This window comes from Amycolatopsis sp. NPDC049252 (genome assembly GCF_043197175.1).
Lineage (GTDB): Bacteria > Actinomycetota > Actinomycetes > Mycobacteriales > Pseudonocardiaceae > Amycolatopsis.
This window is the reverse complement of sequence record NZ_JBICSQ010000080.1, coordinates 1-24,507: the sequence shown is the minus strand read 5'-3', so window position 1 is coordinate 24,507 and position 24,507 is coordinate 1. Positions and strand designations below refer to the sequence as shown.

Sequence of the window (24,507 nt, the reverse complement as noted above, 5' to 3'; positions counted from 1 at the left end):
GCTAGGCAATCTGCGGCTGCTGCTGGAGTACGAGTTGCCTGGTAGCGGGCAGCGGGTCGATGCACTGCTGCTGGGTGGTCGCCCTGGTGGTGGGGTCACTGCGGTGGTTGTAGAGCTTAAGTAGCGATCGCCGCCGAGTTGAGCCTTCCGGTCGCCACTGCGTCGCTGGCAGCGATCAGGTCGTCCTACCTCGGCGACACCGCGCGCAACCTCGAAGCGGTGGTTCAGTTCGCAGAGCAGACCCCCTGCGTGTTGTTGCTGGATGAGTTCGACACTCTCGGGCAGGAACGCTCCCAGCGCGGCTAATCCGTTTCTTCCGGCAAGTCGAAGCTGGCCGAGCCAGCCAGACGCCCTGCCCATGCCGGTGGTTTGCCCCGGCACCGGTAGCGCCATCGTGCTGGCTTACGACGAGGTCGCCGATCCGAGCGGGCCGGTCGGGCAGTCAGGCACCGGGCTTCTGGCTGCCTACCTCGCGGGGCAAAGCCAGCTGGAGAGGTTCGTCAGCCCCGGGGCAAGCCTCGTCCTGCCTCGGCCGGCACCATACGCGGCTGTGCAGGTCACCGAAGTGCGCACGCACGAAAAGGTCGAGCCGGGCCAAGCCGCGAGGCCGGTCGACTACGCGCTGACGCTGGTCGCGCGGGCTGGCATCGAGCCGGCGCCGCTGCTGGCGGCCCGGTAGCCCGAGGAGAAGTCCGGTGATCGTACTGGCCGCGGACGTGAAGTCCTGGATCGACACCGACCTGGCCTGGGGCGACCAGTCTGTCCGCCAGCTGATCCTGCTGGCCGCCATCGTGGGCGGGATCGGGCTGCTTATCGGCACGCGCGGGAACTTCACCCGGGCGATCAAGTACGGCGTGATCGCGGCGATCTTCCTCGGCATCCTGTTCAACCTCGACGGGGTCGCCGCCATGATCGGCACCTGGTTCACCCATTGACCGCGCCGAAGAGCCGCGGCGATGCCTGGTCGGCCGCTTTTGCACCGGGTCGCGGCGGTTTCCGCGGATGTTCGGCTGGACGCTAACCCGCACGCCGTGCGACGGGGGAAGCGGACGCGCTCGGCTGACGACACTAGGCAACTGTGTGTTCGACGAAGGCGGCCGGACCGACCCGGCCGAGGACCGGCAGGGTTGGGGACCGCCGGGATTGTTGAACCGCCGGTTCGTCAAGTGCGTGACGCCGGACGACGACGAGCCGGGCGCCACCTACCAGGCCTTCCTCGGGCTGGCCGAAATGCCGCGGGCGTTTACCTTTCCTGGGCACGGCTGGTCGACGTCGGGTTCGGTGTCGACTACGCGCTGCGGATCACCGCCCGCTCGAACGAGGGACGCCCGTGCTACCAACCGCCGCCGGACATCCGATGAGTTGCCGTTGCAGTAGTCCTGTCGTCTATTCAGACCATTGGGTGCTGGCGCTCACGGTTTACCGCACAGTCCGGAGGGTCGCCGACGGCTAGTTCGCCGCACCAGGGCAACCTGCCGCGACCTGGACTGCCTGCAGTCCTCCGATCCTATGATCGAGCTGGCGCTCAACGGTTCGAGGAGGCTGGTATGGCCGAAAAGCCTGGACTCGCAGCACGGCAGAACAGCAAGCGAATTCTTGACCTGCATCGCGCGATAGCGGTGGCTCACCGGCATGCTCAGCGGGCCCACGCGACCGCGCTGGCAACGTCTATGGCCGTGGCTGTCCTCGGTGTGCTCGCGCGGGTCGTGCCGACCACCGTTCCGGCCATTAGTCTGGCGGGCGCGCTCTGGACGGCGGTCTACACTATGGTGCTGGCCCCGTGGGCAGCGCGCTACCAGCGAGTCAGCGCAACCTTGCAGGAGATGCTCGACACCGAACTCTTCGAGCTACCCTGGAACCGGGTGGCAGTCGGCGAACGGATACCAGAGGATCACGTGAGCGACCTCAAGAACCGTTACCGCGGTGATGAGTCACGCCTGCGCGACTATTACCTGGTCGCCGCCGTCGCTTCGCCCTACGACGTCTGGTTCTGCCTGGAGCAGAACCTCGCCTGGGGCTCCAAGGTCCGCCAGCGCTACGCACAACTGCTGCTGGGCGTCGCGGTGTTGTGGACCATTGTCGGGTTCGGCGTCGGTTTCGCCGCAGGACTGCGAATCTCAGATTTGGTCAGCGGGTGGTTCGTGCCGTCACTGGGCCTGTTGTTGTTGTGCCTGGACACCTATCGGGCTCAGATGTCCAATACCCGTGAGCGCGCCCGGGTGCGCGACATTGCGGCTGCGGCCCTCGCCGACCCGGAGACGCTTGCAGTCACCGGCCCGGCCTTGGAGGACCTCGTGCGTCAAGTACAGGATGCGCTGTTCCAGGTTCGTCGGCAGCAACCCCGCACGCCGGTGTGGTTCTTCCGCCGTTTCCACGATAGGGACAAGCGTGACTTCGAGTATCGCATGCGGTTGCTCGAGGAACAGGTCAAGTTGCATGCGCCGGATTGAACTCTCACGGCTTCCGGCCAGTACCAGTCTGGTGGCAGACGTGCGACACTAGCAGGCACGTCACTGTCGGGACCGCGGGCGGCCTGCCCGTCGGGGACAACGCGAGGTACCTCGTAATGGCTGAGCCGGATCCGCTCGCGGAGGCACTCGGTCAGGGCCCAGCGGATGCTGTCCGGCGAGCACTGGCGCAGCGAAATCAGATCATTACCAGAGACAGCACCGAGTGGACCGCTTCGGGCTACACCGGAGCGGTACTGGCTGCAGTCGTGGTGGCCTACGACCAGGCGGACCATTCCCGACCGGTGCGCTGCATCGCCAAGGTGAGCCCGGCAGCCACGAGCCGACCGGAAAGTGCCCGTCACGCTGCGGCCCTGCGGCAGTCATTCCGGCAGGAGTTCGTCCGCCGGCACCTCGTGGACGTGCCGTTCGATCCGGTGGAGTGCCCCGGTGGCGAGATCGTCAGCTTCCAGGGGATTGCCGGCGAAGGCCACCTCAAGCGGCTGCGGACCCTGGCGAGGTTGCGTGGCACAGATCTCGCCGACGCCTGTCGCGCCATTCGCGCTGCACTGCTCGAGGACCACACCGGCGCCGCCTACCACGCAGCACAATCGACGATTCCGGAGCTCCTGCGGCTAGAGCTACGCGGCCGCCTCGACGACTGGGTTGTTCCCCCCACGTTCCCTCGGATCTCGACAGACGAGGATGGGACACTGCCCAACCCTCTGGCGCTGGCCCTCGAAGTCGCGCCGGTCACCGTAGCGCCGCAGACCTACTTGACCGGACGCAGCCACGGCGATCTTCATCCCGACAACGTACTGGTGCTGACCACGCCCATTGAGACCGTGGAACCAGGCAAATTCTGGTTGATCGACCTTTCCGCGTTCGAGGATACCGCACCGCTAAGCCGCGATCCGGCAACGCTGCTCGTGTCGATTCTGGCACATCGAGTCGAACGACTCGCTTCGGCGGAGCGCAACGTGCTCCTGGAATACATCCTCAACCCGTCGCAGTGGCCAGCGGGCTCACCAACCGACTTGGTGTCCGTCATCGAGGCGCTGCGTGAGCCCGGCGGCGCGCCGTTCGCCCAGGACGGTTGGGGGGAAGCTTGGGAGGAACAACTGCGGGTCTCGGTGCTCGCTGCCGCGCTGCTCCATACCACCTACGATTCCGTCGGCCCGGAGGGGCAGTGGTGGTGCCTGCGGCTGGCCGCCCGACTGGCTGCAACCCTGACGACCGCCCAATCCGAGGAGGAACCGCTGCGGGTGACCCCGGCCGTCTTCGGTCCGGATCGACCGACGGAGCGCCGTGCCTCATCACGATTTCACGAACCGGAATCGTTAATACAAAAACAGAAAATCGTCAACCAAAAGGAAATCAGGGAAGATCTCCGTGCGGCCTTTCTTGGCACAGGGCCCGCCGTGATCGTGGTGCACGGCACGGCGGGCGTCGGAAAGTCGACGCTGGTCGCCGAGGCTGCCGCTGCGGTGCGGAACGCGGGGGTGCAGGTGTTCGAGCATGACGCCGCCGGGGTCGTGCGGCCTGACGCGATGACCCTCATCGAGGACATCGAGGCTTGTGCTGCACGGGATGCACCGGGGCGTCCCGATGAGGCACCCCCGGCCCGGCTCGACACAGCCTTGGACGCACTCGACGCGCCGCTCGCCATCATCATCGACCAAGCTCAGGTATTGCTGGACCGCCAGGCAGGGACCGTCGCCGACGAGGAATTCGACGATGCCCTGGAGGTGTTGTCGCAGGCGCCGACGCGGCGCGCCAGGGCGGTCCTCGTGACTCGAGATGTACCCAAGTCAGCACGCTCCAACACGTGGCCCGACAACGCATGGCTCATCCACGTCCAAGGCCTGCGAGAGCCGCATTTCAGCCAGTACCTTCTGTGGCTCGACCCGGCCGGGTACGCCGGACTGACGGGTCTAGAACACACTGTCCGCGTGATGTTGCGCGATCGTTTGCAGGGCAACCCGATGTATGCGACCGTCGCCAACGACATTGTTTCCTCGCTTGACGGAGAATACGGTGCTGAGGCGCTGGCGGCGAAAATAGGGAAGCTTTCACCTGGGAAAGTGCCGCAGTTCCTTGCCGATCAGCAGAGGCGGCAGCTGCCTGACAAGACCAAGTTAGTGCTGGCCGCACTCGCCGCATTCGGAACACTGGTCGAGGCTGCTACGGTCGCTGCCATCCTCCAGCATCGAATCGCTGAAGAGAACGTCGCGGAAACGCTTCGAAAGCTGGCGATGCGGCGTCTGATCACAGTGGCAGGCGACCATTACTGCATCCCGGCCGGCGACCCCCTCCAGCTTCTGGAGGCGCCGCCAGTCAACCCCGAGGATTGGCAGGACATGCTGTTCAATGCCGCGAAGCAGTTGGGATTCAAGCGTAAGCTTCCCGTCGACGTACACGACGTCGACGATCTCGACATGTACTTCGCCGAGATCGATGTATGGCGGCGCGCCAGGCTGTACGGACCTGCCTACGAGCTGATTCAGCGCACCGACATGCTACTGAGGCGATGGGACCTGGAGCTCCGGCTCTTGCCGCGACGTGAAGCAATAAGGCAACTCCTGGACGACCCCATCCATCAGATGGACAACTACAACGCCCTCGGCGACCTTTATGCGAGTCGGCGCCGCTTCTCTGACGCCGCCGGTGCGTTCAAGGAAGCGTTGGAGATCGCAGTCCGCGTCGACGACAGGCAGAACCAGTTGCGGATCGAGACCAATATGGCCGCCATGCATTGGGAGGCGGGCGAAACCGAGAAGTCTGAGAGGCGTTTTCGCAGAGCGTTGCACGCGGCTGAACTGTTCGGGGGAGCCACGGATCGCATGAGCGCGCTGGAAGGGCTCGCCGACTGCCGTCGCCGCTGGGCGGACTACACCTCAGCGATTCCACTGGCCCGGCAGGCGCTGTCGATCGCGCAGAGTGCCGGGTCGGATCGCGCGGTCAACCTGGCGCTGAAGCTGGCCCGGTGGTACGCCGAGACCAACGACCTGTCCGGGGCTGAGCGGCTCATCGCCGCGGCCGAAGCCGACGCGGTCGAACACGCGGATGAGGCTCTGCGTACGGCATGCGTCGACGGGCGGGCCGACCTACTGCTGCTCACCGAAGGCCGTGAGGCCGAGGCGCTCGAGGTGGCCGAGGCCGCCTTCTTCGCAGCCCGACGCTTACGCACCCCGTTCATCCAACTACAGGCGCAAACAACGCGGTGCATGGCGTTACTGCAGCGCGATGATCTCGACGAGGCGGGTAGGGCAGTCGAAAAGGCCGACCGGCATCGACGCAGAGGTCGATCGCTTGTCGTCCTCGCACTCCGTGCGCTGGTAGCCGCACTGGCTGGGTACACCGGTGAGGCGGACCGGCATTTCGAGCAACTGCGGGCCGAGGCCGCTGGGCGTCACCGCCGCGACTTGCGAGATGTCGGTGCGCTGCAGTTCCTCGGGTACGCCCGTTCTTGGCCGGCTCTGACGGACGACGTGGCCCTGCGCGAGGCGGCCGACTATTTCCGCAGAGCCCGCGCGCAAACGCGACCCTCCGCCCCCGGCGTTGAAGTGCGGTTGGTGTACCTCGTACGGCGGCTGGCGGAAGGTCACCGCCAGTCCGGCCGTCTGCAGCCGATCCTCGACGCGATCACCGGTTCTCTATGACCGAGCCGGACGCACCTTGGTTGCGCTCAGCCATCCGAGATCGTGCGCTCGCATGATCGCTTGCATCCGGGAGCTGACCCCCATCTGCTGGTACAACGTCTGTAGCAGCCGGTACATCGCTCGTTCCGAGTATCCGGCGTCGTCAGCCAGCTGTGCCACCGTTGTGCCGGCGGCGAGCTGACGCAGCCACGTTAGCTGATTCTCCGCCGGCACCGCATGTGCATCCGGTGCTGCGCGCCCACCGGAAACAAGCGCGGCCGCGACCGCCGTCGGCAGTACCGCCTGCCCCTCAATCGTCGCCTCCACGGTCCGCAGCAGTGCTGCGGCTGTGGCCTGGCGCGGCAGCACTGAGCGGGCCCCCGCACGAATCGCCCGGACTCCCGGTCCAGTACCAGCCTCCTCGACTAGCGCAATGACGGCCGTCCGAAGCGCCGCTCTACAAAGCCGCTCCAGTAGTTGCCAATCTCGCTCTGCGCACAGCGTGAGCAGGACCACCGCCGATCGCGTCTGTTGCGCCCACGAGTGCGGATCCGGGGGTTCCTCCACGACATATCCGGCAATCGACAGTACAGCGGCGACGCCCTTCTGGAAGATCGGCAGAGGATCAAGGACAGCGACATGGACCGCCACAGCCGGAGAACCTCCCACGCGCAACAAAGACCTCAGTTGGCACATCCAGGATCGGCGCACGAACCAGGCCATCCCGACGATCCGACAGGTTTCTGCACGTCCCGGTCATGTTCCTACCACTCATCGGTCGTGGACCTGCGCGGCGCATTCTCCCTAGCGTCGAACTGGAGAGATGGTTGAGGGAGGTCACTGTGGTTCTCGACGACGACATCGGCAAGCGCCTATACCGACCAATCAAGCGCCACAACCGCCAGAACATCTCGATGGACTTCACCGACGCGATGGTACGGCTGATCATCGATACGATCGATGAGTGCCCCGGAGACTGGGGGCCGAAGGCCATCCATCAGGCGATCCGCTATCGCGGGCGGCACGACGTGCCCGAAGATCTAGTCCGCAACGTCATGAACGCGATGCGTCCCAGCGATCTGCCATACTGAATCCGCACCTGGAGAGGAGAGCCTGCCGCACGCTCTCTTGCCGCGGCACGAATGCTCGGCACTCACGTCAGCGCGGTGCTGGCGATGTGGTACGCGGGCCGCCAGCGGAAGCATCAGAGTCTGCCGGACCGCCACCGACGTCGTGGCCAATGCGAGCACGATCAGTGCCGGCAACGGAGTGGACGTTGCATTGGCAACGCTTCGGTTAGTGGACCAAGGTTGGGCTGTGGCGACAGCTGCGCGCTGCTGGACGAACTCGGCAGCCAGGGCCTGCTCGACTGGAGCCGCGTGATCGTGGACGGTGCCTGCGTACGCGTGATAAAGGGGCTCCGTGACCGGTCCCAGCCCGGTAGGCGCGGCAAGCCCGGCTCGAAGATCCACACCCTGTCCGACCGCTCCGGGCTGCCGCTCACAGTCGCCGTCTCCGCGGCCAACACTCACGACTCCCACGCCCTCAAGCCGCTGGTGATGGCGATCCCGGCAACAAAGTCCCGCCGCGGTCCGCGGCGGCGTAAGCTGGTTAAGCTGCACGCCGACAAGGCCTACGACCAGCCCGAGTTGCGGCGCTGGGTCCGCGACCGCGGCATCAAGGTCCGGATCGCGCGTAAAGGCATTGTGAGTCCAAGGACAAGCTCGGCAAGCATCGTTAGGTTATCGAACGAACCATGGCCTGGCTCACCGGATACCGGCGCTTGACCCTGCGCTACAAACGCAAAGCCGAACACTTTCTCGCCTTCCTCATCCTCGGAGCCAGCCTCACTTGCTACAAGAAACTCCGCAAACTCACCGCATGAGACAAGCTCTTAGCATAACTGCATTGCTTTCTCGATCTTCTCTACCAGCTTTGCTACCCGGCTTTTCTCAAGGGTGCCGTAGCAAAAGGTCTGCATGTCTACCTTGTCTCCACCTCCTGCGGGGTTGTCGAGCACTTCAGTGGACTTGCCGTTCACCGTGAACTTGAGGACACCTGGACCACTGAATCCGGGTGGATTGTTACTGATGTTGGTGATGGCGCTAATGGGAAAGCTGTTCGCCTTTTTGTCGCCGAACATGCCTTTCTTGATGTCGGCACGGATGGTGACCGTTGACCCGTTGAAGGTGATCTTTCGTCGGCGAGAGCTGGCTTGGCTGATCATGGATCGACTCCGGGGGACGGGGACAAGTATTCTGTCACGATCCCCGATCCATTGGCTACATCCTGAGCAAGCAGCGTCCAACTGGGGCCCACTCGGGGCTGCTGGCTGTCCTCGGGCTTGGCCAGCATCGGCTGTACCCACTCTGGCACGCGCTGCGCCGTCTTGGGCAGCCACGTGGACCTCCGTCCCGACGTCGAGGTCGCGGGAGTGGTTGTTGAGGATGCACGCCTCGTCGAGGAGGTCGTGTAGGAGCTGCAGTCAGGTCGTCGAGGCGGACGATCCGTCGGCCACCCCCAGTTCAGGACCCGCCGGGCGGGAACGTTACCGGCTACGAGGCACGTCGGGGTGCGGGTGACTTCGCCGCGGTCGGTGCATCGGATGATGTCGCCGACGGTGTCGAGCACTGCGGCCGGTGTCGCCTCGGATCGCACCAGGCCAGCGAGGGCGCGGGTAATCTGCCCGGCCACGATTTCATGCGTAGGGGGCGGGGTTTAGCCTGGGCGTCGTGGAGGCGCTGGCGGACTTCGGCCGCCTGACATGGGTAGCCGGTGTCGTTGTAGACGGCGGCGGACTCCTGCCAGTAGACCCTGCTGCGCGCCTGGCCGCCGGGTGGGCAAGGGTCGAGGGGCGCCTCGGCGGATCGCATCGTCGAGTCGAAAGATACATAGTCAGCAGCGTTCCCCAGGCAGTCCAGTCGCCGCGGTCGGGGTGACGTGCCTATGAGCGTCCGTAGCTGTGGCGTTGACCTGATTTGGGTGCTCGATCAACCGAGCCTGAGCGTTGTGGTTAGCGAGCAAGATATCCACGATCTTTCAGCCTGGACCGTACGGCCGTTGGTTGCTCAGATTCCTGATTGATTAGGTGTGGCTAACCTCTTAGGGGCTAAATGTTGTTGCTATCGAGCAAGATCGTCCTCGGACACTCAATTACCTACGGATCCACGGATCCGCAGGAGCGTCTCTATGCACGTACATGGGCGCTGCATCCCGCTGACAGCGGCTTCTCGGTGTATGCCGAGCACGCGCCGTGATGGTCCTTGACGTCGTCCGCTCGGCGATCCGCTGCACCGCCAATTTGGAGTTCTGCCTTCGTGGCCGCAGACGTCTAGCCCTCGACGACGATGGGCATTCACCGACATCGAGCGTACCCTCGACTGAGGACTTTCAGCGAAGCACCTTTGATTCATTTCACATAACACCGTCAACTCCGCGGAAGTGGTCGCGATGTCCTTCAGCGCCTGTCATCGAAACATGTACTAGCTGGGCCCACATGCCTTGCCGGGCCACTTCACGGAACGCACGTTCAGCGTCCAACTCGTGAAACACGCCGAAGACGCAGCCTCCCATGCCACTGCCAGTTATCTTCGCGCCGACAGCGCCGATACGCAGCAGGCTTGAAACGCAGCTTTCCAGCGCAAAATTGCTGACCCGCATATCGTCCCGCAACGTCGCATGGGCGGCTGTAATCGAGTTGCCGAGATCTACTATATCAGGCTCGGCTGATGACAGAATCTGACCAAGTTGCGTCACCAGCGCCCGTGTCTTGGCGACATAGCGGGCCACGCCGGCATCTGCTGCAGCCTGGCGCGCCCTTTTCCATGTGATCACGTCACTCGTGTTACGGGCTATCCCGGTATTAATCACCAATAGCCGGGCGGCTCGCGGCCAGTTGAGCAATTCTAGCGTGTCGACACCTGATTCACTACACGACACACGGGAAACACCTCCGACCGCGCAGGGTGCGTAGTCCATCGGCCCCACCGTACGCGCCGCTAACCGATACTCAGCCTGCCAACCCAACCGCATCAGATCCTGTGCCCCAATCCCTGGGGCACATGCCGCCAGCCCGGCCACGCACAAAGCGGCACTACTTGCTAGCCCAGCACCGGCAGGCACGTCTGACTTGATGGTAATTCTATACGGCCACTCTCCGTCGGCACGATCGCAGCCATAAGTAGCACAAATCGCCGGCAATTTTGCCCAGGAGAAGGTCGGCAGCGACCATGCGTCGATGGCTCTGGTTGCCCCGATGAACGCGCCCGAGGCCGAAATCTCGAACGGGGCCGGCCTACTGGCCCAATCGCAGCGGTAGTCGACCCTCAGATTAATCGCCGCCTGTATCGACGCACCGCCCAACCAGTCCAGATCCTCACCGGCTAGGCAGACTCGCGCCGGTGCTGACGCCTGCCCTGAGCGAGTCTGGTGCGGCTCAGTCTCCACCACGTGGACCACACAGCGTATAGGTCTCCAAGATGCTCCAATGAGGCTCGTATGGTTTCTTGATGACCAGGGCGATTTCCGTGACGTCGATTGGTTCGAGGTAGCCGTCCATAAACAGATCAGCAACCGTTTCGATAAGTCGTGCCATCAACTGCGGGTCAGTCGGTCCCCTGCTGAGCAATGTAAAATGCGGCATCATCGCATTGAGAATGAAGGGGGACCCGTACCGCTCAAGCATCAACTGCGACCGAACATCTTCTATTGGAATCTTCTTCGTTGTACGACCGCTTAGAAAACTCGATGACACTGCAAGGCTGTAGACCCTAGATACCAACTCGTGGTGGAGGGCCTCCATAACGCCAGAATCGTCACCGGCGCGGATGATCACGGCTCTCGGGTCCTGCGGACTCTGGACGACGGATAGACGATTCAGCTGGAAGCGTGGGTATTGCTCTGCCAGGTGTTTCAGGTCCGCCCTTATTCTCTCAATTTGACCTTCGCTTGAAAATAGGAGTGAATCAGCCAATGTGGCATGTGTACCATAATCGACTGCCTCGCCAACATAACGCCTCAGTTGTTTAACCTTGGCATTCGCTGCGACAGTGCCAGCAGTCCAGATATCATAGCCGAGTATCGACGATGCCAGCTCGTAGAACTTTTGCCCAGGAGGTGGAATGATGTAAACGGCAGCAGATATCCAGTCAGGCGCGAAATGGCTGCGATTTCTTCGCCGAGCTATTATATCTGCCGCCGGAGAGGAGTCTTTTATTACACGGTTAGCATTGTCGACAAAGAATTTGACCTCGTCAGATCCGTCGTTTACGAAATGAAACATGGGGCTCGCGTTGCCAAGCACCTGATAGCCGTACGGATAAACGAAAACATCATTATCGAAGATCAATGTTGCAAACGTCGGATAGTTGTCGAAGAGTCGAAGCTCGATATTCTCGTGCGAGCCGTCGATCTTTAGCCTCTCGACAATCATCCGAGCATACCTGTCTATTCCTGATGAATGCACGGTAGGGTGATTCGCGCCCATTTGCTCTTCAATCATTCGCCCCTGAACGCCCGGACTGTGAGTGTTTCCCATGCAGATCATCACTCGCGCACCGCGATCCCTCCCTGCTCTCATCAGCGACTCAAGTAGATGATTCTCCCACAATAGATTCACGCCATTGGCAACCAGTGTAATACGCGATGCGGTCGCCATGAGTTCCTCAGCCTTCGCAAAGAACTCTGAATGCTGACTCCGTGGATATATGTTGATAAGTGGACTATCGAGGAGGCCTTTAGTCGAGTTTTTCGGATGGACATCCCCCCGCTGCAATCGAAACAGCTGATAGAAAAGCGCGAGCACAGCGGCGGCAACCTCTATCAGAAACCCTTTGATCAACAAGGACTGGTCCTCAACTGAGGCCGGCGTGCGGCCAAAGAAAGTTGCCCACGCTATCAGTACAGATGTTAGCGTGAAAAGGCCAACAAACACGCTGAATATAACCCACCGCATCGTGTTTCGCTGCTCACGCTCACCCATAATTCTCCTTTAGCAACCAACTGAAAAACAACAACAGTTACGTGAGCATTCAAGCGCACCCTAGATAAATGGATCGTAGTCCAAGATAGTCTCAGGCGTGGCTGCGTCATCGGACTTTCGCATATCGAGAATTGCCAAATTTGACTCGTGGCGAATACAGTGGAAGCCACATGACTCGCTTGGCCGAATTGCTGAAGCAACCTCCTTCTATCGTTCGCTATGCCACATTTCCGACAGTGACTCGTTGATCGGGTCGCCATAGTGAGCCACACTACTACCGCGATGGTAGGGGCAAAAGTATGCACCAGCTGGCGTAATCAAGGTGCGCAACTCAGCGATCGGGCAGGAATCGTAACTTTTAGGTTGAACTCCGCGCTCGGCGCCCTCTACGACGTCCAGAGTTTGTTGCTGAAGTACTTGAAAGGAATTGTCTTCAAGCTCCGCCAACCTGTCACGCTCGTCAGTCAACAGCCGTATTAACGACTCGCGATGTCCTTTGACATAATGGCCCATGTCATGTTCAGGTTTCACCTCGAAGTAGTCGCAGCCAATCGCTTTGGCAAGTCGGGCTGCAGCGAAGATCTCGTTGAAATTGGTAACTGCAACGGTGCCATCAGAGTGCGGCCGCGCCATCGCCAAGAAAGAATATCCGAGGGTGCCCTGCTTGCGCTTGGCAAGAAGTTCCATATTGCGCACCACGTCATCGAATGCGATCCGGCCACTGCGACTGGGCCGAAACTTCGCGTAGGTCGCCGCGGTAGCGGCGTCCACAGATACACGTGTCCACGACACAAGGGGCGCGATTACATTGAGATGTTGGTGCAGTTGAGTGCCGTTCGTTGTGAGCCCGATGCGCACGCCGCCATTGTGGAGAGCTGTTATCAATTCGTCTATGCCGGTGTGAAGCAAAGGTTCTCCTCCGCCGATCAAGATCACCCCTGCGACTCTAAGCTCGACCATTTCATTAGTCAGCTCTAGTATCCGGTCTCGCGAGAATCTGCCAGCGTTTAGAACGCTGACACTAATACATTCCGGGCATGCGAGGTCGCAGTAGGAAGTGGGATCCAGTTCCACAACAAGAGGGGATTTCGGGTGATTCCCCCGGATCACCTCGACCAGATGCTCACGCACTCGTACTTGGCGAAGCTTCGCGGTCAGGTCCAACGGATTACGCCGGATCATCGAGCGCGCCATGCTGACACCCTTCGCTCAGCGACAGGTCAAGGACATCATGCCACGCCATAGGCCGTCTCCCGCCGTATTGGCGAACCCTCCCCGGCACCTTCTGAGCGCGGATCAGGCCGAACGCTACTGTCCCTCCTTGTAGGATTATCAACCTCGTGAGTCAGTCAGCTACACTGGTCAACTCACCTCTGTGTCGACCCAACGCTCCGGTCGACCTGGTCGCCTTGGATGTGGATCGGGTGCGGACGTTGCGGAGGCGGCCCGCTGAGGTCTACTGGTCGACCTCAACGGAGACGAAGCGGCTAGCGATGCCTCGGAGAGGTGCTTCTGCGGGGCGGGAAAATACGTTGATTCTGTCGTAGTACGTAGCTACCACCGAACGGTCCGTCAGTTGCCGCCAATTGGAGGAACGCGCAGGTGTAGGCGAATGGCTAGGGTGGCCAGGGCTCACCGCGACGACGGGTGTCAACTGCTGTTGGTTCGGCGTCGACCACTGCAGCACCTGGGCCCAGCTCGTGGATTGGACGGCACACTTCTCGACGAAGAGCTGGGTTCTGCGACGAGTGATCGCGTGTCAGGAACCCGCGCGACCGCGCCGACGTCGGTCCAGGACCGCCAAGACGGCGCAGATCACGGCCGCCCCGCCGACGACGGTGCCGATGGCCGTCTGCTGGGTTCGTGCATCCCGGCAAGCTTCGATCCTCTGATGCGCTTCCTCCGACACGAGTACCTGACTGGAAGGTGCGCCGCCACCGAGCAGACGGTTGATGTCGTCGGACCAGGAGAACGTGTTGCCGCAAGAGAGCGGGGCGCCTGACGTCGAGATGGTCGCGTCCAGGGTCAGCGCCCAGCAGGCTGCGAATGCCAAGGCTGCGGCGACAATGCCCAACCACAGACTCACGCGCATGCCAAGATCATATCCTGACGCGGGCGCGCCACTCAGCTTGCTCGTTCTTGGAGAGTTGTGGCGGGTCTGCCCTTGAGTCGGCCGGGCCACGATGCGCTTCATGCAGTGCACGTGCTGTCGCGCGTGCGGTCAGGATTCCTCGCCTGGCTGGGCGAGTTCGATCGCGCGGTCGCGACCGGATGGGAACTGTCATCAAAATGTCCACTCGTTCTGAGCGAACTGCCAATTAGTCCCAGATGTGTGCCTTGACCTCGCCGAACGTCGAGCGACGCGCCTGCGGCTCGAGTCCGTAATGATCTGCGGATGCAATTTGCAGTCGGCGACATCCGCCGATTGTCGTGCACGGAACGTATTTGATCAGCTACGGTCGCATGTGCGGCTGACTCGGTCGGACCGGTCGATCCACCACCGGTCTCAGGAGGTCAGCTCGGGCGATCTTCGGCGTGTCGGGAGCCGGATCGTTGGGCACGCAGCGCTGAGCGGGAGGGGTTCACGCGGCCGTGGCACAATCACACACAGGCGTCAGTCCGTGGCTGGCAGAGGTCGATGTAGAGATGCGAGATGCCGGTGGCGCTTCACCTGCAGGCACCTCAGGCGTCGGGCTCAGTCTGTCACCCGAGGAAGCGCAGGCTGTGCTGTCACAGGCGCAGAACGCCCTTGCGAAGCTCCAGCAACTGCAGCGGCAGACAGAGGCGCTGAAGCAGGTCCAGCCGGCGGCCGATGATCCCGCCAGCCTCGCCTACAACGCGCGCCTGGTAAACAGCCAGGGAGTCTTCTGCCTGGCAGGTGATCACGTCAGCTCGGAAGCAACCCATCTGAATGCGCTGGTCGAGAAGATTCAGGAATCCTTCCGGATGATCAACGGACGTGATTCCGCAGCGGCACACGACATCGGTCAGACGGGAACGCCGAAGGGTGGTGTCGCGGGATGAATCGTCGGCTGGCTTCCGTCGTAGCGGTCTCCGTTGCGGGTTTTGCTGTCGCATGCTCCGGCCAGGGCGGACTCGGCGAAACGTCGGGAAGGGCATTACCCGCTCCTGCTGGACAGAACGCCTCAGCTCCGGGTCTGCCGTTCGCCGGGGCGCCCCGGGTGGCCGACCCGTTGCCGCAGTCTGTCCTGGCCGGCGATCCCTGCGCGGACGCGCTCACACCGGATCAGGTCGTCGCTGCCGTGGGAGCTTCTGTCTACGGGCAGCGCGAGGATCTCGCGGAAGTCGGCCCGGCGTGTGCGTGGTCCAATCGTGACACCGGGGGCGCCGTCGGAGTCTCGTACACGCTCAACACCCACGTCGGGCTCAGCGGTGTCTACGCGAACACGAAACCGAAATCGGCGTTGTGGCGGGAGCTGCCGACGATACAGGGCTTCCCCGTTGTCGCGCATGCCGGGACCAAGGGTGGCACGATTCCCGCCGGTTTCTGCCAGGCTAGCATCGGCCTGGCGGACACCCTTTCGGTCGATGTCAGCCTCACCTTGGGATTGAGCAAGAAGGACACCGAGGACGCATGCAGCCTGATCTCTCAGATCGCTGACATGACAGTCGCGACGCTGAGAGCAAAGGCAGGTTCCTGATGTTCCCCTTTGACCAACTCGGGCGTGCCGCGCACGTCGTGGCACGCGAGGCAGAACACGCAAGAACTGCTCTGGTGCACACTGCCCAGGACGCGATCGGCTGGGCGGGTGATCTGTTCTCCGGTGATGTCGGTGTTCACGCCATGCCGGTCCCGGCCGTCGTGCAAAGCGTCATGGCCGGAGACGGCACAAGCTGGACCGAGAGCGGCATCACGTCCGAGAGTACGGCGGCAGGGCATCACGAGATCGCTGCCGGGCTCACTGCGATGCAGAACAACCTGGAGCCGGCCTGGACAGGCGGTGGTGCGAACCGTGCCTACATGCAAATCAGAGCCTTCAGCGATCTGATCGATCGCGCGGCGCTGACGCTGAGTTCCAACGCCAGCAACGTGAGCGACGCCGCCTACGGGTTCAAGCTGGCCCAGCAGTCCATGGAGCCGATGGGTGACCCGCCCGACAAATCCTTCTTCGACGTCGCGACCCCCTGGGACACCGACACCGAGGACGCCATTGAGGCCTACAATGCGAAGGCCGAGAAGAACCTCGGCATCTACAACACCTACGCCCAACACCTCGACATACAGGGCCAGGGACTGTCCGGCGACTACGGTCTGTTCACGCCTGAGCTGGACGATCCTGCCGAGCGCATTCCGACCGATCTGCGCGGCGTCACCGATGATCGGTCGGAACGCGGAACCGGAAAGACCGCTCATGCGACCGAGGATCGAACAACGACGGAGACGCCGTCCACGGAAGACGACCACGCGAACAACACGACCGAGGGCGTGGACTCGCGCGCTACCACTGGATCCAGTAGCGGCGACGACGTCGACAGCGGGAATCCGCACAACCTCGTCGCCCCACAGCACGACCGGACGGAGGCCGCCGGACTTACGGCATCCGAACTCGAGCCTGGTGGGCGAGGGATGAGCGGGCTCGGCTTGGCCCAGCAGCTCGGACGAGGCGCTGGCGTCCAGCTGCCAGATTCCGGCGATCTGCCGTTCGTGGGCGTTCCTCGGTCGACTGCTTCTCCTGGGTCGAACCGAGGCCTGGTCGAAGGCGGAGCTGGCGCGCTGGCCAGAGGGCCTCGCGGGGGAGCGGAGCGAACAGCAGCGGGTTCCCGTGCTGGCGGCAGTGCCCGCGGTGTCGGCTCTCGCGGGGCCGGGGGTGTGGCGCCTGCGGGGACTACGCGTGGCTCGTCGGAGGATGACGAGCATCAGCGCAAGTACGTCCGCGACGATGCGAGCGCGTTCGCCGTCGATGACGACGAGCTGGTCGACCCCGATACCGGCTTCGGCCCGGTTCAGCCGACCATCGGTACCTGACGCACTCCGTGCACGCCGGCAACGGCCTTCCCCGCCTGTCGTCCCGCATCACGGAGCGTGTGTCGTGGCTGTCATCGACAGACCCATCATCCTGCCCAAACTCGCCTTCCTGACCGCCTGGAGCATGCTCGCGGTCGGGGACCTGCCGCCGGCGTTCGGCACCAACCTGCACCACTGGACGAGCGCGGACGGCCGACGCGAGCTCGAGGTCAGAGCCATGGCGGCGCTGACTGACCTCGGCCTGGCCCGCAACAACCGGCTCAACGGCCTGTGGCGATCGACCGCCACGGTCCTCGCCGGGGCCGGCCGGGAGTACTACTCCTTCAGCACCTTCCCCGACGGGCGAGCCTGCTCGGTGCTCGTCGCGGCTCGCGGGGGTGATGCCCTCCGTGTCGTCGTCGACGACAACGTCGTGTCCCTGGAACCCATCGAGGACAAGTGGTTCGCGACCGCGCTCCTGGACACCCTCCCGGAGGTAGCCGCCGCGGTGATCCCGCGGGCCGTCGTGTCGCAGGCTGCCTACGAGGGCCGGCCGGCGGCCGGTGAGACGGATGCCCGCGACCTCGAACGCCTCCAGGACGCGATGCGGCGACCGCGCCAGGCCGTCCACCAGATCTACGTCGCTCGCCGACGTGACGACGGCGAGCGGATCCGAAGCATGCCGATCACCGCGATCGACATCGAAGAAGCCGGACGGCTGCTCGTCTACACCGACGCCGGCGACAACATCGTCATGATCCCCGCGACCGCCCGCGATTTCGTGGCCACCCTGAACAACACCTACGCCGACCTCTAAAATCGGCGGCGCGCCGTCAGCGGGGGAGAGCGGCCAGTACTCCTTCGGCAAGTTGTCTGGCTTTGGCGCACGAGGCGGTGACGGGCTCGCCGGCGGGTCCGTTGTACAGGGTGCCGAGCCCTTGGCCGTCGGCGATGTCGACGATGATCTGACACGAGGTGAAGCTGCCGTCGGTCCCGGTGCTCAGCACCCATTCACCGGCCGGGTACCCGGCCGCCGATGTTGCCTTGACCTGGCTGCCGGGTCCGCTGACGAGCGGCAGCGGCTGTGCCTTGGGGTAGAAGCGGACTTCGGCCGCGGCAGACAGGGGCGGGCCGCTGGTGAACCGGCATTGCGACTGATCGCCCGCGGTGACGAGCACGGTGTCGTGGCCGTCCTGGGGTTTCACCAGGCCCAGTTGTGCCGCGAGGGCAGCGGGTACGCCCGAGCAGGGGGTGGCGAGGTAGCGGGACACGTCGAGCTGGGGGCCGGTGATGGATGGCGGCGTCGACGACGTGGATGGCGTTGGCGGGTCGTCGGGGTCGGTGCAGCCGGCCACGACCACGGCGAACCCGAGCCCGGCCAGTGCGATGCCGCGGATCTTGTCAGCCATCGAGGCGCCTTTGAAGCGGGGTACCGGGGCCGACGACACCGGCCGGGCTCTGCCGCTCGACCAGTTTCCGGTGTTCCTCCTCGACCTTCGAGCCGAACCCGCCGGCCGGGCGGTCGGTCGAGGAGAAGTCCTCGTAGTGAAAGGCCGGGGAGTTGACGACGATCGTCGGTGGCAGCGGGGCGAACAGCTCGTTCTTCTCACCCAGGAGGTCCCGTTCCGCGTTTTGGACCTGGGCCAGGGCGCCGTGGACGATGTCCTGGTAGCTGGTCAACACCTGGTCCTTACCGGTCTTGTAGCCGGAGGCGACCTCGGCGAACTTGTCCCCGTCCACGGCCAGCTGCAGGCCCGCGGACGACGCGCCGATCACGACGCCGGCGGTGGCGGTGAACCAGGCGCCGCCGGTCGCGACGCCGAGCACCGCCGAGACGACGCTCGCGCCGACCGAGATCGCGATCTTCGTATCCGCCTCGCTGTGCTGCTTGAGCGCCTTCGCGACGGCGGCACTGGTGGCATCGGCGACCGCGACGTAGTCACGGCGGGCCTGGACCGAGGCGGCGAGCAGAACCGCGAGCGACTCGACGGTCTTGACCAGGTAGGCGGCCTGCTGGCCGAGGAAGGCCTGGATCTTCGAGATCTGGAGCCGGAAGGCGTCGGCTCCGCCGCCTTCCCAGTCCTGCACCGAGTAGTCGATCTTCCGGAAGGCGTCGACGATGTCGGACGAGGTGTCCTGGTCCAGGGCGCGGCCGACCTTCTTCATGCGCTCGAACTCGTCGATGATCTTCTGCGGGTCGAGGCTGAGCACCTTGTCGGCGTCGTCGAGAAGGCCGCGAAGGACTACGGCGCCACCGCCGCCGGGGTAGGCCTCCGGTGACCCCAGCCACTTGCCATCGGGCTGCTCGTCGTTGAACAGGTCGATGAGCCGGCGCGCGGCATGGTCCGCGGCGGAGCGCACCTCGTCGTCGCTTTTCCAGTCGGCCATTCCTAGGCCTGCCCGTCGGCGCGACGGTAAAGAGCAACGATGGCCTTGGCGGCCTCCGCAGTCGCGTCGACGACCTCGGTTCCGTGCTTCTGGCGGGCTGCGATTTCGTCGGTGAACCGGGCGTAGGACAGCTGGAATTCGTTGATCGCGTCCAGCGTTCCTGGGCCGGCGAGGCCTTCGTGGGCGTTGAGGACGGGAAGTTGTGATCCCATGATGTCGCGCAATGTCGGCAGGGCGCTCTCGCCGACGCGTTGCAGCTCGTCGAGCGCCACCGTGAAGCCATTTCCCACCCGGGGCCTCCCCACCCTCGTACAGGTCAAGCCAACTCACCATAGCTGATCGATTACGCACTGCAAGCTGATGACGTCATCTGTCCGGTCTCAGTGCCCTGGGTGTACTTCTACGCCGATCGCAGAAGTCGATTTGCTCAACGGGCGTCCGAAGTCCTGTTCTTGGGTGAAGCCAATATCGTGTCGCTGGCGTGCCTCGTCAGGCGATGTCGAGTACGTGGAATGTCCGAGCAACGTTGGAGGGTGTGTGTCTTTCGCCATCGGGATCTACGACTTGTTCACCTATGCATTGCCGGGCGCCCTGCAGCTGTCATTCCTCGTCTACGTCCTCGTTCGTCTGAAACTTGTCGAGTTCAGTGCTTTGACGTCGCTCCCGTCCGTTGTGCTGGTTGTGGCGGTCGTGGTAGTCAGTTTCGTGCTCGGGCACATCTGTAACCCCATCAGCCTTCAGCTGGAGAGGTTGATCCCCGGGCGGCGTCGCAACTTCGGCGATGCCCAGCGAAATCTTGGTGAGGACGTCCCGGCGGCGCGAGGGAGGGCCTTCTTGAAGGCCGATCAGCGAATACTTCGCTCCGCGATCGAGTTGCATGACCGAGATGCCGCAGCAGAGATCGGGAGGTTCCAGGCCACTGGATTGATGCTGCGCAATCTGGTCCTGCCGTTCACGTCAGGGCTGCTAGCTGCGATCGTCGAGGTCTGCACGGGGCCCCGCCGACTACTTGCCGTGTATTGTGTCGTGCTCTTCGTCGTCGGCGTTCTGGCGGCTGTCCGGGAGGGACGTAAGCAGACGCACTGGGAACGGATGCGAACTCTGGAGGTCGCGTTCTGGGTTCCTAACATCGATGACAAGCTAGCTGAAGCCGAAGAATGAACGTCGTGGCGACGCCCCACTGAGACGTGTCATGCTGCCGGTGGCCGCCTCCGCGGCGGCTGCTAAGGCCTATATCGAAGTTGTCTCGAGCGAGTTGAGCTGAGTCGGTGCTGTTGGGCGTGTCGGTGGCCGACATGGGTGAGGTCTCCGGTAGGTGGTTCGTCGACCAAGAAGAACCTGAACACCACCGGAGACCTCGTGGATACCCTAGCGGTGGCGGGGCGGTTCGACCTGACCGACGAGCAGTGGGCAGCGCTGGAGCCGTTACTGCCGGTACCGTCGCGGCCGGGTCGGCCGTCGTTGTAAAGTAAGCGGCAGCTGATCGACGGGATCCGGTGGCGGGTGCGCACCGGTGCTCCGTGGCGGGACATGCCCGCAGGGTATGGGTCCTGGGCCGCGGCCTATGGGCTGTTCCGGCGCTGGCAGCGCGCAGGTGTCTGGCAGGCGATTCTGACTGCGTTGCAGGCCGCGGCTGAGGCGGTCGGGCGGATCACGTGGGACGTGAGCGTGGATTCCACATTCGCGCGGGCTCACCAGCATGCCGCGGGTGCACGGAAAAGGGGGATCTGCAGGCCGAGCCGCCAGGCGGGACCATCGTCGAGCCGGAGGATCACGCGTTGGGCCGGTCCCGCGGTGGGCTGACCACAAAGGTGCATCGGGGGTGTGAGCAGGGGCAGAAGCCGTTGTCGATTGTGCTGACCGCCGGCCAGCGTGGCGACAGCCCGCAGTTCATTCCGGTTCTGGCCGGGGTCCGGGTGCCCCGTCCGGGCGTCGGCCGGCCGCGGACGCGTCCTGATCGGGTGCTGGCGGACAAGGCCTACACCTCGAAGGCCAACCGTGCTCATCTGCGCGGGCGTGGGATCCGGGCGACTATTCCGAGCAAGGCTGATCAGGACGCGCACCGCAAGGCCAAGGGGTCGAAGGGCGGGCGGCCACCGGCCTTCGACCCCGATATCTACAAACAGCGCCACGCCGTGGAATGCGGCATCAACCGGCTCAAACGCCATCGTGGGGTAGCCACTCGCCACGACAAGGTCGCCGTTCGCTACGAAGCCACTGTCCACATCGCCGCCATTAACGAATGGCTCTGAACAGCTTCGATACAGGCACTAGCAGGGACAACTCTGCGATCGACCGCACCGGCCCATCAGCACACAACACCACGTCGGCCCGCTCGAACAACGCGTCCGTCCGCCGCGTTCAACGCCCTCCTACCTCAGAGCGCCAAGTACCGGAATCGACGATCCATCACCGGTTGCGACGCCGCCTCGCGGAACTCGGCGTGGTCGGCCGCGGGGCGGTTTTCGGAACGACGCTGAAGGTAGAGGTGAGGGTATCGCGAAATACCAAGCCGTTGCCACCTCGTCCCTCGCAGGTCACCGAAACCGAGTACCGGCCCGGCGCTACAGGCCGGACGGTGGCGAGAACCTTGGACGTCGGGTAGTAGTAGCTTCCGGTTTCTGCGACCGCCAGAGCCGCCGACGCGACCGGCACCAGCGGTCGGTAGCTCAGCAGTTCGTCGGTCGGGCATTGTATCCGGACTTCGACATGGCTTCCGGCCGCGCCTCTGGCTGGTAGCACGACGAGCTTGCCTTCGACTTCGGCGGTCGCCGTGGGCGCGAGGCCGAACAACAATGCTGTCGTCGCCAGAACGATGACGCCTGGGTGACGGGAAATGGTCCTCCCTCTCTCGTCCGTGCCGTTCACGGTTGCCCGGCCGGGCCGGGGCCAGAGAGAGGATAAGGCCCTCGAAATCGGTGCCGGAAGTCCATCGTTCGTCAGGCGTAGGCCGCGCCGCGGAAGCTGCATCTTCCCTTCCGGCGCTCCCGAAAGAACACAGGGTCATTGTGTGGCTGTTCAGGGACCTTTTCCCTATTTGGGCGGAATGGTCGATGGAAAAATGAACAGCTCGCGCCTGCATCTTAGGGAGAGGTGCTACGGGAAATGCAACGAAGGATGGTAACTGTCACAGTGGCGCTGGCGACCATGCTTGGTATGCTGCCCTTTGACGAGGGTCATCTGCTGTATCTTCCGGTAAACCAAAGATGCCCGAGCCAGCTCCGCTCGCAGGCTGCCCTCAGGTCGAAGTTGACATCGCAAGCGATTACGCAAGCATTATTTCGAATTTCCTACGACCTTCCGGACGCGGTCCGCGCAGTGAGCTGGAGCCAGGACCGGACGGGTGACCGACCTGGTAGCGGCCGCCGGTATGCCGTGGAGCCTGTGGGGTTCCAGAAATCGGTTCACGCGCCCGACCTGCGGAAACAGACACGTGACGGACAGGGCATGATCGGCAGTCGTGACACTGCGTCTGCTCTACCTGATCTTCCTCCGGCTGGTGGGTCTGCTGGTGTCGCTTGGCCGCTCGTCGGCGTCGAAGGACGTCGAGTTGCTGGTGTTGCGCCATCTCGTGACGGACTCAGGCAGCGAAATGGCAACGTCGGATATCAGAACTGTCGGAATGGGTCGGGGCTTATCGGTCAGCGAACTTGATGATCGAGGCGAGCAGCCTGTCCAGGTAGGAGGGGAAGTCGGGCTGAGGTGGCTCCGGGCAGCCGTAGAGTTCCTCGCTGCCTGGCAGAAGCCGTCGGATGGAGTCGACCGTGCGCCGCTGGTGGAATGGGTTCTCCGGGGCTGATGGAAGCACGCTGACCGGCATGGTAAGTGTGGCCAGTTCTTTGTCGTTGACGCCCCGCAACGTCTGCCCGTCCAGCAAGGCGCGGATATTCTGGTCCGAGGCGCCGGAGGCTGCCAGACCGGCGCGGGTGTGGGAGTCCACGGTGATGTCCTCAGCTGTGGCGGGCCACGCTAGGAGCAGCCGTGCGATCCGGGTCGGGAAAGCCAGCGCGAGGCGGGTGGCTGCTGAGCACCCGTTTGACCCGGCAACCACGGCGACGGGCTGCTCGGGCAGGAATGCTGCGAGGTGCGCGGATTCAGCGTGCCAGTCCGGTGGCCGGTGAAGACGGTTGGGAGCCATCACCGGGAAGCCTGCTCGTCGGATGCCGCCTGTGACTCCAGGCAGCGCCCAGAACCGGTCAGCGTCCATGTCATCCCAAAGGCCTCCGTGTATCAGGAGGACTGTGGGCTTACGGCGTGAGCTATTGCGATATGTCATGACTGCTCCGGGATGAGGTTCGGTGGCTGACCTCGGCGGCGTAGGTGGTCCAGTCTCCCGAGGAGATCTGTTGCCAGCGGACGGCGGAGCTAACGCTGATACCGAGGGTTCGGGCGAGGACCGCTGCGGGGATCTCGGTGGCGAGCTGGAACAGTGCGGTGCTGCGGGCTTGACTGGGACGGATGCCCAGATGATTCAGGCGCCGCTTGAGCCGTTCGGTGCTGATCGGCCGACCGGGCTGGCCGCCGGGGAACAGCCACGGAGACGGCGAGGTGGCGCCGATGGTGGCGTGGCCCTTACGGGCGGACACAACGGTGCGGGCCAGGGCGTCGATGGGGTTGGGCAGGCGGATGGGGGCACGGCCGATGCTGATGCGGACGTCGTCGTCGGTGATCAGGACCTGGTCGTTGGCATACGTGTCCGGCCGGCCGTTCTCGGGCAGCGCTACGCGCTTGCTGTGCTCGCCGGGCCAGCACGTGGCGACCAGCACGACCCGGCCGCGATCAGCTCGCGGCCCCGTCCCGTCGGCAGGCCCCCCTGCGAAGTCGAGGCAGTCCTGTAGCTCGTCCAGCCACACCACCGTCCGCCCGGCCGGATGCGCGGCAAACTCCCGCAGCCCCTCGGCGTCACGAGGATGCAGCAGCCACCAGTCCGGCACCACTCCCCGCACCGCCTCGAACAAGGCGCGGGTCTTCCCGACCGAGGAGTCGCCGACGAGCAGCACGAACCCGCCCTGGTGTCCGGCCTGGGTGAGCTTCTTGCGGAGGTCGGCGTCGAAGTCGCGGGGGCACGTACAGCGGCAGCTCACC

General features: G+C 63.8%; 23 protein-coding genes and 2 pseudogenes. 13 read left to right on the top strand and 12 right to left on the bottom strand.

What is annotated here, in order from left to right; genetic code table 11:
* Positions 1 to 138 precede the first annotated feature (138 nt).
* The 5 genes from ACGFMK_RS41060 to ACGFMK_RS41040 all read left to right on the top strand — a co-directional run bounded on the left by ACGFMK_RS41060 (position 139) and on the right by ACGFMK_RS41040 (position 6,109).
* The gene (locus tag ACGFMK_RS41060) at positions 139 to 306 is read left to right on the top strand and encodes an AAA family ATPase (protein ID WP_392774918.1); all 168 of its coding nucleotides are present in this window, start codon (positions 139 to 141) and stop codon (positions 304 to 306) included.
* Positions 263 to 679, top strand: coding sequence for a hypothetical protein (locus ACGFMK_RS41055; RefSeq protein ID WP_392774933.1), 417 nt, complete (start codon positions 263 to 265; stop codon positions 677 to 679). The genes ACGFMK_RS41060 and ACGFMK_RS41055 overlap by 44 nt, the downstream gene beginning before the upstream one ends.
* Positions 680 to 695: 16 nt before the next feature.
* Positions 696 to 935, top strand: coding sequence for a hypothetical protein (locus ACGFMK_RS41050; protein ID WP_392774916.1), 240 nt, complete (start codon positions 696 to 698; stop codon positions 933 to 935).
* 612 nt (positions 936 to 1,547) lie between these two features.
* A complete protein-coding gene (locus ACGFMK_RS41045; protein WP_392774914.1) occupies positions 1,548 to 2,450 on the top strand; it encodes an S-4TM family putative pore-forming effector in 903 nt (300 codons plus the stop codon).
* A gap of 116 nt (positions 2,451 to 2,566) precedes the next feature.
* Positions 2,567 to 6,109 carry a hypothetical protein gene (locus ACGFMK_RS41040; protein WP_392774912.1) on the top strand — a complete coding sequence of 1,181 codons (3,543 nt, stop codon included), beginning with the start codon at positions 2,567 to 2,569 and terminating at the stop codon, positions 6,107 to 6,109.
* Here the strand turns inward: ACGFMK_RS41040 and ACGFMK_RS41035 are convergent.
* The gene (locus ACGFMK_RS41035) at positions 6,104 to 6,739 is read right to left on the bottom strand and encodes a DNA-binding response regulator (RefSeq protein ID WP_392774911.1); all 636 of its coding nucleotides are present in this window, start codon (positions 6,737 to 6,739) and stop codon (positions 6,104 to 6,106) included. The genes ACGFMK_RS41040 and ACGFMK_RS41035 overlap by 6 nt on opposite strands.
* A 191-nt stretch (positions 6,740 to 6,930) precedes the next feature.
* Between ACGFMK_RS41035 and ACGFMK_RS41030 the strand changes: the two genes are divergently transcribed.
* Positions 6,931 to 7,179, top strand: coding sequence for a hypothetical protein (locus ACGFMK_RS41030; protein ID WP_392774909.1), 249 nt, complete (start codon positions 6,931 to 6,933; stop codon positions 7,177 to 7,179).
* A gap of 219 nt (positions 7,180 to 7,398) precedes the next feature.
* Positions 7,399 to 7,875, top strand: coding sequence for a transposase (locus tag ACGFMK_RS41025; RefSeq protein WP_392774907.1), 477 nt, complete (start codon positions 7,399 to 7,401; stop codon positions 7,873 to 7,875).
* Between the two features lie 107 nt (positions 7,876 to 7,982).
* On the opposite strand, the gene ACGFMK_RS41020 is transcribed toward ACGFMK_RS41025, so the two are convergent.
* The 5 genes from ACGFMK_RS41020 to ACGFMK_RS41000 form a co-directional block, all read right to left on the bottom strand.
* On the bottom strand, positions 7,983 to 8,315 hold the full coding sequence (locus ACGFMK_RS41020) for a hypothetical protein (RefSeq protein WP_392774905.1): 333 nt from the start codon (positions 8,313 to 8,315) through the stop codon (positions 7,983 to 7,985).
* Between the two features lie 1,187 nt (positions 8,316 to 9,502).
* Positions 9,503 to 10,534 (bottom strand): mevalonate kinase, encoded by a 1,032-nt coding sequence (locus ACGFMK_RS41015; protein WP_392774904.1) that lies wholly within the window; start codon positions 10,532 to 10,534, stop codon positions 9,503 to 9,505.
* A complete protein-coding gene (locus ACGFMK_RS41010) occupies positions 10,524 to 12,068 on the bottom strand; it encodes a DUF1045 domain-containing protein (protein WP_392774903.1) in 1,545 nt (514 codons plus the stop codon). The genes ACGFMK_RS41015 and ACGFMK_RS41010 overlap by 11 nt, the downstream gene beginning before the upstream one ends.
* Positions 12,069 to 12,275: 207 nt before the next feature.
* Positions 12,276 to 13,262, bottom strand: coding sequence for a radical SAM protein (locus tag ACGFMK_RS41005; protein WP_392774902.1), 987 nt, complete (start codon positions 13,260 to 13,262; stop codon positions 12,276 to 12,278).
* A gap of 565 nt (positions 13,263 to 13,827) precedes the next feature.
* Positions 13,828 to 14,160 (bottom strand): hypothetical protein, encoded by a 333-nt coding sequence (locus tag ACGFMK_RS41000; RefSeq protein ID WP_392774900.1) that lies wholly within the window; start codon positions 14,158 to 14,160, stop codon positions 13,828 to 13,830.
* Positions 14,161 to 14,660: 500 nt separating this feature from the next.
* Here ACGFMK_RS41000 and ACGFMK_RS40995 point away from each other — a divergent pair, with 500 nt between their 5' ends.
* The 4 genes from ACGFMK_RS40995 to ACGFMK_RS40980 all read left to right on the top strand — a co-directional run bounded on the left by ACGFMK_RS40995 (position 14,661) and on the right by ACGFMK_RS40980 (position 17,851).
* On the top strand, positions 14,661 to 15,092 hold the full coding sequence (locus ACGFMK_RS40995) for a hypothetical protein (protein ID WP_392774898.1): 432 nt from the start codon (positions 14,661 to 14,663) through the stop codon (positions 15,090 to 15,092).
* Entirely contained in the window at positions 15,089 to 15,730 is a 642-nt protein-coding gene (locus tag ACGFMK_RS40990) for a DUF3558 domain-containing protein (RefSeq protein ID WP_392774896.1), read from the top strand. The genes ACGFMK_RS40995 and ACGFMK_RS40990 overlap by 4 nt, the downstream gene beginning before the upstream one ends.
* A complete protein-coding gene (locus tag ACGFMK_RS40985) occupies positions 15,730 to 17,055 on the top strand; it encodes a hypothetical protein (protein ID WP_392774895.1) in 1,326 nt (441 codons plus the stop codon). Before ACGFMK_RS40990 ends, ACGFMK_RS40985 begins: the two co-directional genes overlap by 1 nt.
* A gap of 64 nt (positions 17,056 to 17,119) precedes the next feature.
* Complete coding sequence (locus ACGFMK_RS40980; protein ID WP_392774893.1) at positions 17,120 to 17,851, top strand: ESX secretion-associated protein EspG; 732 nt, start codon at positions 17,120 to 17,122, stop codon at positions 17,849 to 17,851.
* A 16-nt stretch (positions 17,852 to 17,867) separates the two neighbouring features.
* Here ACGFMK_RS40980 and ACGFMK_RS40975 read toward each other — a convergent pair whose 3' ends face one another.
* From ACGFMK_RS40975 to ACGFMK_RS40965, 3 genes are read right to left on the bottom strand one after another with little or no spacing between them, the layout of a single operon-like run.
* The gene (locus ACGFMK_RS40975) at positions 17,868 to 18,443 is read right to left on the bottom strand and encodes a DUF3558 family protein (RefSeq protein ID WP_392774891.1); all 576 of its coding nucleotides are present in this window, start codon (positions 18,441 to 18,443) and stop codon (positions 17,868 to 17,870) included.
* On the bottom strand, positions 18,436 to 19,422 hold the full coding sequence (locus ACGFMK_RS40970; protein WP_392774889.1) for a hypothetical protein: 987 nt from the start codon (positions 19,420 to 19,422) through the stop codon (positions 18,436 to 18,438). Before ACGFMK_RS40970 ends, ACGFMK_RS40975 begins: the two co-directional genes overlap by 8 nt.
* A gap of 2 nt (positions 19,423 to 19,424) precedes the next feature.
* Positions 19,425 to 19,712: a hypothetical protein gene (locus tag ACGFMK_RS40965; RefSeq protein ID WP_392774887.1), complete on the bottom strand. Its 288-nt coding sequence runs from the start codon at positions 19,710 to 19,712 to the stop codon at positions 19,425 to 19,427.
* 247 nt (positions 19,713 to 19,959) lie between these two features.
* On the opposite strand from ACGFMK_RS40965, the gene ACGFMK_RS40960 reads away from it, so the two are divergent.
* The gene (locus ACGFMK_RS40960) at positions 19,960 to 20,583 is read left to right on the top strand and encodes a hypothetical protein (protein WP_392774885.1); all 624 of its coding nucleotides are present in this window, start codon (positions 19,960 to 19,962) and stop codon (positions 20,581 to 20,583) included.
* Positions 20,584 to 20,796: 213 nt separating this feature from the next.
* A pseudogene (locus ACGFMK_RS40955) lies at positions 20,797 to 21,674 on the top strand (IS5 family transposase).
* 157 nt (positions 21,675 to 21,831) lie between these two features.
* Here ACGFMK_RS40955 and ACGFMK_RS40950 read toward each other — a convergent pair.
* The 3 genes and pseudogenes from ACGFMK_RS40950 to ACGFMK_RS40940 all read right to left on the bottom strand — a co-directional run.
* Positions 21,832 to 22,290 carry a hypothetical protein gene (locus ACGFMK_RS40950; RefSeq protein WP_392774883.1) on the bottom strand — a complete coding sequence of 153 codons (459 nt, stop codon included), beginning with the start codon at positions 22,288 to 22,290 and terminating at the stop codon, positions 21,832 to 21,834.
* A gap of 766 nt (positions 22,291 to 23,056) precedes the next feature.
* Complete coding sequence (locus ACGFMK_RS40945; protein WP_392774881.1) at positions 23,057 to 23,362, bottom strand: hypothetical protein; 306 nt, start codon at positions 23,360 to 23,362, stop codon at positions 23,057 to 23,059.
* A 319-nt stretch (positions 23,363 to 23,681) separates the two neighbouring features.
* Positions 23,682 to 24,507, bottom strand: a pseudogene (locus ACGFMK_RS40940) (hypothetical protein); the annotation flags it as partial.

What these genes read in the sequence shown, in the direction of transcription:
- ACGFMK_RS41055 (WP_392774933.1), top strand. Translation starts at nt 263, where the DNA reads ATGAGTTCGACACTCTCGGGCAGGAACGCTCCCAGCGCGGCTAATCCG.
- ACGFMK_RS41045 (WP_392774914.1), top strand. Translation starts at nt 1,548, where the DNA reads ATGGCCGAAAAGCCTGGACTCGCAGCACGGCAGAACAGCAAGCGAATT.
- ACGFMK_RS41040 (WP_392774912.1), top strand. Translation starts at nt 2,567, where the DNA reads ATGGCTGAGCCGGATCCGCTCGCGGAGGCACTCGGTCAGGGCCCAGCG.
- ACGFMK_RS41020 (WP_392774905.1), bottom strand. Translation starts at nt 8,315, where the DNA reads ATGATCAGCCAAGCCAGCTCTCGCCGACGAAAGATCACCTTCAACGGG.
- ACGFMK_RS41010 (WP_392774903.1), bottom strand. Translation starts at nt 12,068, where the DNA reads ATGGGTGAGCGTGAGCAGCGAAACACGATGCGGTGGGTTATATTCAGC.
- ACGFMK_RS41005 (WP_392774902.1), bottom strand. Translation starts at nt 13,262, where the DNA reads ATGGCGCGCTCGATGATCCGGCGTAATCCGTTGGACCTGACCGCGAAG.
- ACGFMK_RS41000 (WP_392774900.1), bottom strand. Translation starts at nt 14,160, where the DNA reads ATGCGCGTGAGTCTGTGGTTGGGCATTGTCGCCGCAGCCTTGGCATTC.
- ACGFMK_RS40990 (WP_392774896.1), top strand. Translation starts at nt 15,089, where the DNA reads ATGAATCGTCGGCTGGCTTCCGTCGTAGCGGTCTCCGTTGCGGGTTTT.
- ACGFMK_RS40985 (WP_392774895.1), top strand. Translation starts at nt 15,730, where the DNA reads ATGTTCCCCTTTGACCAACTCGGGCGTGCCGCGCACGTCGTGGCACGC.
- ACGFMK_RS40975 (WP_392774891.1), bottom strand. Translation starts at nt 18,443, where the DNA reads ATGGCTGACAAGATCCGCGGCATCGCACTGGCCGGGCTCGGGTTCGCC.
- ACGFMK_RS40970 (WP_392774889.1), bottom strand. Translation starts at nt 19,422, where the DNA reads ATGGCCGACTGGAAAAGCGACGACGAGGTGCGCTCCGCCGCGGACCAT.